Raw genomic sequence first — 11,924 nt, 5'->3', positions numbered from 1 at the left:
AAATCCGTAAAAATAGAAGCACTAAAGTAACACATTTGTACTCAAATCAGCGCGCGGTAAGGAAAGATTAACTTTTTAATCGATGAGATCAAATCCGGTGTAAGGACGCAATACTTCTGGAATTACAATACCTTCTGGAGTTTGATAGTTTTCAATGATTCCGGCCAACACGCGTGGCAAGGCTAGAGCACTTCCGTTTAAGGTATGTGCCAAGTGGTTTTTGCCGTTAGCATCTTTGTAACGCAACTTCAAACGATTGGCTTGAAAAGTCTCAAAATTGGATACCGAACTGATCTCCAGCCAGCGATCTTGTGCGGTTGAAAACACTTCGAAATCATAGGTCAAGGCTGAAGTGAAACCCATATCGCCGCCACAGAGACGCAAAATTCTGTAGGGTAATTTCAGTTCTTGTAAAAAAGTTTTCACGTGTTCGACCATGCCTTCAAGTGCGGCATAAGAATTATCTGGATGTTCGATGCGGACGATTTCTACTTTGTCAAATTGGTGCAAACGGTTCAGTCCGCGCACATGCGAACCATAAGAACCGGCTTCCCGACGGAAACAAGGCGTATAACCAGTGCATAAAACCGGCAGTTCGTTTTCGTTGAGAATTACATCGCGAAAAAGGTTCGTCACCGGAACTTCAGCTGTGGGAATCAAATACAAATCATCGATGCCTACGTGGTACATCTGCCCTTCTTTGTCTGGCAATTGCCCGGTTCCGTAACCTGAGGCTTCATTCACCAAATGCGGCACTTGAAATTCTTTGTAACCGGCTGCAGTATTCTTGTCGAGGAAATAACTAATCAGTGCGCGTTGCAATCTGGCGCCTTTACCTTTATATACCGGAAAACCCGCTCCGGTGATTTTTACGCCGAGTTCAAAATCGACGATATCATATTTTTTGAGCAATTCCCAATGTGGCTGTGCGCCTTGGTGCAAAACAGGAATTTCTCCTTCTTGGAAAACCGTTTCATTATCATCAGCAGATTTTCCGTGTGGAACGATATCAGCAGGCAAGTTCGGCAGCGTGTATAATTTTTGTTGCAATTCGTGTGCGTAGGCTTCGGCTTTATCGCTGAGTTCCTTGCTAGCTTCCTTAAGCAGCACTGTTTTTTCTTTCAGAATGGCGGCTTTGGCTTTTTCACCAGCCTTCATCAACTCGCCAATCGAGGCGGACAGCTTATTGGATTCAGATAAGGTATTGTCAAGTTCCACTTGAGCGGCACGGCGTTTCTCGTCTAGGGCGACCACTTCTTCTACGATGGCTTTGGCGTCGAGGTTTCTTTTGGCCAAGGCTGTAATCACTTTTTCTTGATTTTCTCTGATGAATCCGATTTGTAACATGGTATTTTCACTTTTCAAATAAGCACGCAAATTTAATCAAATGTTTGAGATATGGCGATGAAAATGAAAAAGTTGCCCGCGGTGTTAACGAGTTCAAGTTCAACAAAATATAATTTAGTGAAAATTAAGCGGGTAGATAAGAATTATTGATTAAATTCGCCGAAAAATTGACAAAATGAAAAGAATATACCTACTATCGTTAACTATTTCTCTGTTAGCTTCATTCGCTCAGGCCCAGAACAAAGACATTGACCAAATTGCCGAGATGGAAATGAAATCAGCTTCCAAAAGAATGCAGGCTGCCATCAATCCAAACACAGATAATTATGACATTACTTATCATAAGTTGGAATTCAAAGTAGATCCAGCAGTTTTTTTCATCGATGGAAAAGTAACCACTACTTATACTGCGCTGGAAGCCATGAACTCTGTAATTTTTGATTTAGCTAGAATTACAGACACTAACGATGAAAATTTCGATTCTCAAATCCAGGTTAGCGCAGTAAGAATGAACAATGCCGATTTGGCCTTCACCCGAAACGATACGGAACTGATCATCACTTTACCTGCCACACAAGCCAGCGGCACTTCAGCCACCGTTGAAATTACTTATGCAGGTGCACCTTCTGGAAGCGGTTTTGGCTCATTTATTACAGGATTTCACAGCGCCACTCCGGTACTTTGGACACTTTCTGAACCTTTCGGGGCCAGAGATTGGTGGCCTTGTAAACAAGATTTGAACGATAAAATCAATACTATCGATGTTTACATCACCGCACCTTCTGAATATACTGCTGTTTCTAATGGAATGCAACAATCTAAAACCGATAATGGCAACGGAACCTCTACAACGCATTACCACCATGGTTATCCGATTCCGGCTTACTTGATTTGTATGGCCGTGACCGATTACCAGATTTACACCCAACAAGCTGGTTTGGGAACTGCTCAAAGCCCTTTTTTCCCGATTGTTGATTATATGTATCCTGAAGAAGCAACAGATGTTATTGCCAGCACGCAAGTAACTCCGGCCATTATGAATTTCTTCGAATCGGTATTTGTGCCTTATCCTTTTCGCAACGAAAAATACGGCCATTGCCAATTTGATTGGGGCGGCGGCATGGAACACACTACGGTTTCTTTTATGACTGCCGGCAACAATGGCGGATATACCCGAAGCCTGATTGCACATGAAATGGGTCATCAATGGTTTGGCGATAAAGTCACTTGTGGTTCCTGGAAAGACATTTGGCTCAATGAAGGTTTTGCGACTTATTTAGCCTCGATGGTCATCCAACACTTTGATGGAGAAGCGGCTTTTACAACCGATAAAAACAATATGATTAATAGCATCACTTCTAACCCGAGTGGCGCCATTTACATGACCGACGAAGAAGCACTTGACGTAGGCAGAATTTTCAGCAGTCGTTTGAGTTACAGAAAAGGAGCCATGGTGCTCAACATGTTGCGTTTTAAACTAGGCGATACTAATTTCTTTACGGGTTTACGCAATTATCTCAACGACCCTTTATTGGCCTATGGTTATGCAAAAACTCCAGACTTGCAAAGCCACCTAGAAGCAGCTTCAAGTACTGATTTGACTGAGTTTTTCAACGATTGGGTTTACAACCAAGGCTATCCGACATACAACATTACGGCAAACAATTTAGGTAACGGTCAGGCAAGAATTACCATCAATCAAAGCCAATCCAACGCTTCGGTAAGTTTCTTTGAAATGCCGGTTCCAGTAAGACTAACAGGTATTGGCGGGCAGTTTCAGGATTATGTCTTGAATCATACTAGTAACGGGCAGCAGTTTATCGTCGATGTTCCTTTTACGGTCACCGGCGTGGTGTTCGATATCAGAAAAGACATCATCGCCAGAAATAACTCGGCTACTTTAGAAACCTCAAGTTTTGAATTGCAAGACGTTGTGAGCATTTATCCCAATCCGGCTAGCGAGCAACTCAATATCCAGACTCCGAATTCGATTGCTTTGAAAAGCGCCACAATCTATAATGCATTGGGGCAAAAAGTCGGCGAATTTACCACGGATATAATTCCGCTTTCTGGGTTTGCCAACGGGCTTTATACACTGGAATTATTGACTTCAGAAGGCCGTCTTTACAAAAAATTCATAAAAAAATAAACCTCGCGCATCTCGGTGTAAAAGAGTAAGGTGAAAACCTTACTTTTGTGCGTTTAAAAAGCACCTGTATCTATTTATGGAAATTCTGATTAAGTTATCTCAATTCTTATTGAGCTTGTCGTTGCTGATTATATTGCACGAACTCGGGCATTTTATCCCGGCGAAAATGTTCAAAACCCGCGTAGAGAAATTCTACTTGTTCTTCGATATCAAATATTCTTTACTCAAAAAGAAAATTGGCGAAACCGAATATGGTATCGGATGGTTGCCACTTGGCGGTTATGTAAAGATTTCCGGAATGATTGATGAAAGCATGGACAAGGAACAAATGAAACTGCCGCCGCAACCTTGGGAATTTCGATCCAAACCGGCTTGGCAAAGGCTGATTATTATGCTTGGAGGTGTTACGGTTAACTTCATCTTGGCTTTCGTTATTTACATCGGAATGACCTTCTTTTATGGTGATTTGTATCTAAACAACAGTGAACTCAAAGACGGCGTTGTAGTGAGCGAAATTGGCGAAAAACTAGGTTTTAAAACTGGTGATAAAATTCTTTCTATTGACGGAGAAAAAGTTATTCGCTTCAATGATGTGCACGGCAAACTTTTTTTTGCCAAAAATGTCGTGGTTGATCGAGACGGGGCGATAAAAAACATTGCACTTCCCATTGATTTGATCAACACCGTTTTAGGCGGCAAACAAAGACCACTAGTTCATTGGAGAGAACCTTTTGTCGTGGGTCAAGTGCCCGATTCTTCGGCAAATCAGACTGCCCTAAAACCTAAAGACGTAATAAAATCGTTGAACGGCATTGAAACCAAATACGCAGACCAGGTCATTTCCTTTGCTCAGGAAAACAAGAACAAAACACTTCAGGCCGTGGTACTGAGGAACGAAAAGGAAATCCCTGTAAACATTGTCATTAATGAAGATGGAAAACTCGGCGTCTTTGTAGCTTCGCTAGACATCGAAAGCCTTGAAAAATTAGGGTTATACAAATTTAGCAAACTGGAATATGGTTTCTTTGAGTCCTTTTCAGTCGGCATTGAAAAAGGGAAAGAACAAATTGAAGGTTATGGAAAACAACTCAAAGCCATTTTTAATCCAAAAACTGGCGCTTATAAAGGTGTCGGAGGATTTGCCGCTATTTATAATATTTTCCCAAAAACTTGGAGTTGGGAAGCTTTCTGGAACATTACCGCCTTGCTTTCAATTATGCTTGGTGTGATGAATTTATTGCCAATTCCAGCGCTTGATGGCGGTCATGTGATGTTTTTGATTTACGAGATGGTTACGCGCAGAAAACCTAGCGATAAATTTATGGAAAATGCTCAAATGGTTGGTTTTGTGTTACTGATTGCGCTACTTTTATTCGCTAATGGTAATGATATTTATAAAGCCATTTTCCACAAATAATAATTTTTTGAAATTTTGCAGCAATTTGTTTGCTTAAAATAATTTTCGCATTATATTTGCACCGCTTTAAAAGGCAACACGCCTTCCTCCTTAGCTCAGTTGGTTAGAGCATCTGACTGTTAATCAGAGGGTCCTTGGTTCGAGCCCAAGAGGGGGAGCAGAAAGCAGAAAGCCTGACAGCGATGTCGGGCTTTTTTTATTGCATTTTTCTAGTAAATTCAGCACTTCACAAAGCTTCTCGACAAGAAATAATTTTCTCAGTTTTATAATTTCAATACAATTATTCGGGAGAAAAGGTACCCAATTCGGTACCCACTACAATTTTCGAGGTACCCATTTTTAAAATCGAATTGACATGCCAATTGTTTAACCCTAAACCAATTGGACATGCACCAAGACAAAATCACAATCTTATTTGTAGTCAGCGCAAACAAAACAAACAAAAAAGGGTTATGCCCTTTAAATTGCAGGATTACAATCAACAAAGAAAGGAAACAATTTACTACGGGATTATTTGTAAATCCACAGTATTGGGAAAGTAAGCTTCAAAAAGTCAACTTGAAAGATGCTAACCAAAAATTTCTAAATACCCAAATCCAACAAATTAAAAACAAGATAAATAATATCGCTTTGGTGTTTCAGCTTGAGGGCGGAGAATGCACAGTTGAAAACATCTACAACAAGTATGTTGGCAAAGAAATAAAAAAGAAGGAGCATCTTCACTCCTATTACCAACAGTATTTGGTCAGAATCAAAAAGCTGATAGGAACTGGTATTAAATTATCAACTTATACAAAATTCGTGTATGTTGGAAATCATATCGCTGCTTTCATAAAATGGAAATTTAAAAAGTCAGATTATCCATTAGAAGAATTGAGCCTGCAATTTCTTGATGATTTTGAGTACTATCTTAGAACTGAAAAGAAGCAAGAGCAAATCACTATCAACAAGACTATTCAACGCCTTAGAACGCCCATAAAACAAGCCATTTCAGAAGGTTATTTGAAAAGAGATCCATTTGTATTCTATAAATCAAAAACTGTCCGTAAAGAGGTTGTTTTCCTCACTACTGAAGAACTTCAAAAACTCGAACAAATAATATTTAAGCAGAGCAGATTGGGCGTGATCCAAGACTTATTTATTTTCTGCTGCTATACCGGATTGGCTTATAATGAAATGGTAAATTTAGAAAAGAAGAATATCCAAACAGGCTTTGATGGAATGAATTGGATTCAGATGACGCGAGAGAAAACGGAACGTCAGATATCTGTTCCTATTCTTCCCAAAGCTGAGGAAATCATTCAAAAATATTCATCTGACAACAACCGGATATTTCCAACTATAAGTAATCAAAAATTTAATTCTTATCTAAAAGAGATTGCTGATTTAGCTGGAATTGAAAAGAGACTAACCCATCATATTGCACGCAAAACATTTGCTTCTACAATTTTACTTTTTAACGATGTTCCTATGGAAATTGTATCAGAATTGTTAGGTCACTCTAATATGATCGTAACTCAGGAAAGTTATGGCAAAGTAGTCCAGAAAAAAGTGAGTGAAGTGATGGCGATGTTGAGCAAAAAACTTAATGAAAAAACTTAGACTTTAACATTAACTACAGAAAATCTGTATTTGAATTCTCCCAAAATGTTTCAGATTTGTACGTAATTATACGCAACAAATTCAGTGTAAATACTTAATTTGCGTTTTAAATTTTAACAATAAATTGCACACAAAATTTAAGTTCTTACTCAACGTATTTTATTAAAAGACAGAAATTTCATCTTATCACATGAATAAATTACTCACATCTAACAAAAGAACTAAACTATTGTTTCTAATGCTATTTTCTTTTTTCTTGAATTATGGTCAAGAAATTCTATGGGAAAAATCTTTGGGTGGACGACACGCCGACTATCTCATGGATGCCCAAGCCACGCCCGATTATGGTTTCATCCTTGCCGGAAGCTCTCTTTCTAAGAATTCAGGTAACAAAATAGATGACAATGAAGGTGATCTTGATTATTGGATATGGAAGATGGACGAAAATGGTGAACTAGAATGGCAAAAGAGTTTTGGAGGAAGTGGCACTGATCTTCTACAAAGTGTAGAGCTAACCATAGATGGTGGTTTTATATTGGCCGGCACATCAAACTCTAATAAAAGCGCATACAAAATAGAAGATGGCAAAGGGCTAGACGATTTCTGGGTAATTAAGCTAAACGCAGGAGGTGGACAGCAATGGCAACGTACGATTGGAGGTAGCGGCCAAGAAAAATTGCAAAGGATTTGTCAAACAAAAGATGGAGGGTATATTTTGGGTGGTTCATCTGATTCTGACAAATCAGGTGACAAGCAAAGAGATAGTTATGGTAGTTTAGATTATTGGGTGTTGAAATTAGACAATGAAGGAAAAATAGAATGGCAGCAAACTATTGGAGGTATTTATTTAGATGAACTCAGGAGTTTGGATCAGACTATTGACTCTGGGTATATTTTGGGTGGCTATTCAAACTCGCCAAAATCTGGCGTTAAATCAGAAGATAATATTGGTGTAGGAGATTATTGGATAGTTAAGCTTGATAAAAGAGGTAATGTTGAATGGCAAAGGACAATCGGCGGGAACCGAGACGATCAGCTACAAGTTATTCATCAATCACATGACAAGGGATTTTTACTTGCAGGTAGCTCTGATTCAGAGAGTACTTTTGAAAAAAGAGTCAGCAATGGCAAGGGCTCTGACTTTTGGGTAGTAAAACTGAAACAAGATGGAGAGATATTTTGGCAAGAAACATATGATATCGGAAAAACTGACATACTTACTTCTCTTTTTGAAAATGCTGATGGCTCAATCTTACTAGGTGGTTTTGCAAAAAGTGAAGAAGAGATCGGAGTAACCGACTATAAGGGTATCAATGATTACGTCGCCATAAAAATCAAAGAAAACGGTGAAGAGTGTTGGCGAAAATCGGTTGGAAGTTCCGGAGAAGACATTTTGAAGAAAGTTATAGAAACCCGTGATGGGGGATATTTACTTGCCGGAGCATCTAATGCTACAAAAAAAGGTGGTAGCACTTTTGGCAATTACAAACAATCGTATCCCACAGCTAAAACACTTAAAATTGGTAATGGAAAGAACATAAAAGCAATAGAAGAAGGATCTGCCTACATAAATGATCAGGTTAAACAGTTTAATGATGAAGTTAATACTTTCTATAAAGAAAAAATAGAAAAAGTTACTGACAAAATCAATGAGACTGCCAATAACATAAATAAAGATTCTCGCCTGAAAATGGGCATGAGTACATCAGCAGGTAATCTTTTGAACAACAATTCGCCCATAGGAAGCGGAAACGGCAATGACTTCCTTAGCGGGCTTGCAGGAATGAATGATGATAAATTGCCGAACTCGCAGCCTTCAGGGGATAAGATGAGGAATTATGGATTTAGCGACTTTTGGATTGTAAAACTTAAAGACAAATTGAAATCCAGTAAAATTAAAGCTAATATTGAAGCTTTCCCAAATCCTACAAAAGCTTTTACAAATGTCATTATTGGTTTCGAATTTGAAAAAGGATCTGCAACAGTTGTCGATCTCGGAGGACATGTTCTAGAGCAATTTGAAATTAAAAGCCGAACCGTACCAGTTAATATGAGTAACTATCCCGAAGGGATATACATTGTCAACATCAGAACTGATAAAGGAAAAGAAAGCGTAAAAATAATTAAGAACAATAAATAACCCTAAAATGAAAAGCAAAGCAGCAATTCTTTTTCTATTATTTAATGTCTCACTATATGGACAATTCAAAACAGATTTATCACCGATGGTGAATTACCATTCGCCTAATGCCGCAACGCTTGGTTCATTTGGAGACACGCCTGTAAGCTTATATAATGGAACTCCCGAGATAAAAGTCCCCATTTATAAATTTAATGAAAGAGGAATTGAATTAGATATAAATTTAGAATACAATCCAAGAGGTGTGAGGGTGGAAGATGTGCCGGGCTGGGTCGGACAAAACTGGGCCTTGAATGCGGGTGGTTTAATAACTAGATCGGTCAGAGGAACAGCGTTCGACGAACTAAACTTCTTCCATAATAAAGACATAAATCAACAGATTACGCCATACTTGGTAGAATGGCCTACTTCAATAGGAGGAGGTAATTGGTATCCTGGAATATTTCAGAGAGGATATTTTTATCATGCAAATAAGCTAAACACCTCCGAATGGAATACTCCTGCTTATTTGAATGATTTAGCTTTCAATTCGTACTTGAATTTTACATCTCAGAATTATATGCAGGTATGGCGGGAACAGAATTGGAGGATGGATTTAGAACCTGATTTATTTACCTTCAATTTTATGGGGCATTCAGGCCATTTTTTTCTCGGACAAGACGGCAAGTGGAAAGTTTTTTCAAATTCAAACTTCAAAGTGGAGTGCGATTTGAATAATGATATTTCTTATCCTGTCCCCTCAGTTCCAGCGTCAGGCCCTGATGGGCTTTCGACAAATCCGTTTATGATTAGGTATCCTAAAGTAATCCAAAAAATAACACTTGTAGACGATAACGGAACAAGATATCTTTTTAGTCAGGTTGAGCTAACTTTTAATAACATTACTGTTCAAAGGCCGCCTTATAACAAAGACAGTAGATGTATTTCAAGTGCATTTTATCTTACGGAAGTTGTAGATGTTTATAAAAACAAAATTTATGAATTCGAATACGAAAAAGGACCATGGCAAGGAAAATTTAGTGTTTCTTATAATGTGAACATGTATTATAATGACGACAGTCCATCAGTATCAAATACCGCAATATCAACTTTTAATCCAAGTATTATTGACTGGCATAAATTTGGTTTTAGTGCCCCAGGACAATTGATTTTGCCCTGCTATCTTAAGAAAATTAAGTGTATATCTGGTGCAGAAATAGAATTTAATTCAACTTTAGTTGAAAATGCGTTAAAATACACCAGAGGCGGAAATTCGCTAATCGATAATAGAACAGAAACCTATTATGGAACTTATACTTCAAATAATGTAGACCTATATTTTTTATTTAAGAATCCGGACTTAGTTACAGATAATAATATACCGACTTCTACTCCATTATGGGATTTAATAAAAAACAAAAAGCTCACAGATATTGTAATCAGTGACAATTCAGATAATGAAATTCAAGTAAACTTTGACTATATAGATACCTCTGGAATAAGGCTTTTTCTTAGTGGATTGAACTTTAATGGGACAAAGAAATACAAATTTGACTATAATGGCTACTTTCTGCCAAGCTTTCTTGAGATGCAAACAGATGCGTTGGGATACTATAATAATCTGCCTTTCAAATTTACAGTGAACTTCAATGATGTTAACTATTGGACAAATGAATTACCCCTGATGAGACAGACCAATTCTAACATACTGATAGGAACTTTATCAAAAATAACATATCCTACTGGCGGATATACACAATTTGAATTTGAACCTCATGTTTATTCTAAAAAACTAAACGAAAACAATCAACTTATAAATTCTTCCGGAACAATCGGTGGCTTGAGAATTAAAAAAATAGTAGACTCTTTCGATAATTCAACTGAAACAAAAGAGTACTTATATCAGAAAGCTATTGATGACAATTCCTCTAGCGGGAATTTGATTTACAACCCTATTTATTTTAAAAATCTAGAATCAATTAGCCACCCTTTACAGAATATATTAAATGGTTCAAATATGTATTGTAGATCGTTAAATTCGATGGTTTCTATGTCAAACTTTATGGGAGCTCAGGTAGAATATACAGATGTAATAGAAAAGATTAGTGGAAAGGGATTTTCTCACTATAAGTTTTCCGGGTATGAAGACTATCCAGATATTAATCCAGTGCTTTTGCATAGTACTGGAAACATATTCACTCCTAAAATAGACCAGAGTTATGCACGTGGTAAACTTACCGAAAAAAACGTTTATAACGAAGACGGCTCAATAATACAAAAGAAAGAGTATAGATACTTCGCTAATAACTCGCTTTTTGTAAATGCCGTTAATATAAATTTTAGCTATAATATTCCATGTGTTGGATGCGGAGGTATGGGAGATACTTTTTGGTTCCTTCCCTTCACATCAGCATATCAAAGATCATATACTGACAATTATCTGATTGAAGAAAAGGAGTCCCTGTATACAACAAATGGTTTAATTTCAACCATTAAGGCCAACGATTATGTTCAATATCCTACAATTGGCGGGACTATCCCAAATAACGGGAGTATCTACAAAAAAAAAGAATACAAATCAAATTCAGGGCAAACTGGGTTATTGAAAACTTTTAATTATCCTTTTGACCTAGGCACCCCTGATAGCGATTTAATGATTAACAAAAACTTACTTCCAATTTTACAAGAAACAAATCAAGAAATTGAAGGTAATATGCAAGAACCGGAAAACTCATTGATATTAGATGAGAAAAAACTAGTTTACGCCTATGACAATCCGACTGAATTGTTAGTGCCAAAGGAATCGTTTTTTAGAAAAGGAGACAACAACTTCGAAAGCGAATTTATTTATACAACTTTCGATAATAGAGGAAATGTTCTTGAGTACAAAAAAAACGATGGAATTCCTGTTTCTGTTATTTGGGGGTATAACCAGAATAAACCTATTGCAATAATCGAAAACGTTAACTATTCAGAAATCCCAATTAATATAGTTGAAAATTTAACTACCTTATCGGACGCAGATAAAGACCATGGAATAAACGGACAACATGAAAATGCCTTAAGGGTAGGGTTAAATTCGCTAAGAGATTTGTTTCCGCTAGCAATGATTAAAACAATAACATACGACCCTTTGACTGGCCCCACTTCATTTACTGGTTATGATCGTCTTACACAATATTATGAATATGATGATTTATTAAGGCTAAAAATCATCAGAAATAAGCAAGGAGAGATTCTAGAAGAATATCACTATAACTATAGACCAATTTATAATCCTGAAGACTAGA

Annotated in this window: 6 protein-coding genes and 1 tRNA gene; 6 read left to right on the top strand and 1 reads right to left on the bottom strand. The window is 37.5% G+C overall.

Annotated elements, in window-relative coordinates:
- Positions 1-75: 75 nt before the first annotated feature.
- Positions 76-1,347: a serine--tRNA ligase gene (serS, locus tag G4D82_RS04960; protein ID WP_166335159.1), complete on the bottom strand. Its 1,272-nt coding sequence runs from the start codon at positions 1,345-1,347 to the stop codon at positions 76-78.
- Positions 1,348-1,522: 175 nt separating this feature from the next.
- Here serS and G4D82_RS04955 point away from each other — a divergent pair, with 175 nt between their 5' ends.
- From G4D82_RS04955 to G4D82_RS04930, 6 genes are all read left to right on the top strand, one after another.
- A complete protein-coding gene (locus tag G4D82_RS04955) occupies positions 1,523-3,496 on the top strand; it encodes a M1 family aminopeptidase (protein WP_166335156.1) in 1,974 nt (657 codons plus the stop codon).
- 76 nt (positions 3,497-3,572) lie between these two features.
- Positions 3,573-4,913 carry an RIP metalloprotease RseP gene (gene rseP / locus G4D82_RS04950; protein WP_166335154.1) on the top strand — a complete coding sequence of 447 codons (1,341 nt, stop codon included), beginning with the start codon at positions 3,573-3,575 and terminating at the stop codon, positions 4,911-4,913.
- A gap of 84 nt (positions 4,914-4,997) precedes the next feature.
- Positions 4,998-5,071 (top strand) — tRNA-Asn (locus G4D82_RS04945).
- A 229-nt stretch (positions 5,072-5,300) separates the two neighbouring features.
- Positions 5,301-6,515: a site-specific integrase gene (locus tag G4D82_RS04940; RefSeq protein ID WP_166335152.1), complete on the top strand. Its 1,215-nt coding sequence runs from the start codon at positions 5,301-5,303 to the stop codon at positions 6,513-6,515.
- A 190-nt stretch (positions 6,516-6,705) separates the two neighbouring features.
- Entirely contained in the window at positions 6,706-8,655 is a 1,950-nt protein-coding gene (locus G4D82_RS04935; RefSeq protein ID WP_235924303.1) for a T9SS type A sorting domain-containing protein, read from the top strand.
- A 7-nt stretch (positions 8,656-8,662) separates the two neighbouring features.
- Positions 8,663-11,923 carry a hypothetical protein gene (locus tag G4D82_RS04930; RefSeq protein ID WP_166335149.1) on the top strand — a complete coding sequence of 1,087 codons (3,261 nt, stop codon included), beginning with the start codon at positions 8,663-8,665 and terminating at the stop codon, positions 11,921-11,923.
- The last annotated feature ends 1 nt before the right edge of the window (position 11,924 follow it).

It is taken from the genome of Flavobacterium lotistagni, from assembly GCF_011392125.1.
GTDB lineage: Bacteria > Bacteroidota > Bacteroidia > Flavobacteriales > Flavobacteriaceae > Flavobacterium > Flavobacterium lotistagni.
Note: the sequence above shows the minus strand (reverse complement) of the source record. Positions and strands in the feature narration are given on the sequence as shown.

What these genes read in the sequence shown, in the direction of transcription:
- rseP (WP_166335154.1), top strand. Translation starts at nt 3,573, where the DNA reads ATGGAAATTCTGATTAAGTTATCTCAATTCTTATTGAGCTTGTCGTTG.
- G4D82_RS04955 (WP_166335156.1), top strand. Translation starts at nt 1,523, where the DNA reads ATGAAAAGAATATACCTACTATCGTTAACTATTTCTCTGTTAGCTTCA.
- G4D82_RS04940 (WP_166335152.1), top strand. Translation starts at nt 5,301, where the DNA reads ATGCACCAAGACAAAATCACAATCTTATTTGTAGTCAGCGCAAACAAA.
- G4D82_RS04930 (WP_166335149.1), top strand. Translation starts at nt 8,663, where the DNA reads ATGAAAAGCAAAGCAGCAATTCTTTTTCTATTATTTAATGTCTCACTA.
- serS (WP_166335159.1), bottom strand. Translation starts at nt 1,347, where the DNA reads ATGTTACAAATCGGATTCATCAGAGAAAATCAAGAAAAAGTGATTACA.
- G4D82_RS04935 (WP_235924303.1), top strand. Translation starts at nt 6,706, where the DNA reads ATGAATAAATTACTCACATCTAACAAAAGAACTAAACTATTGTTTCTA.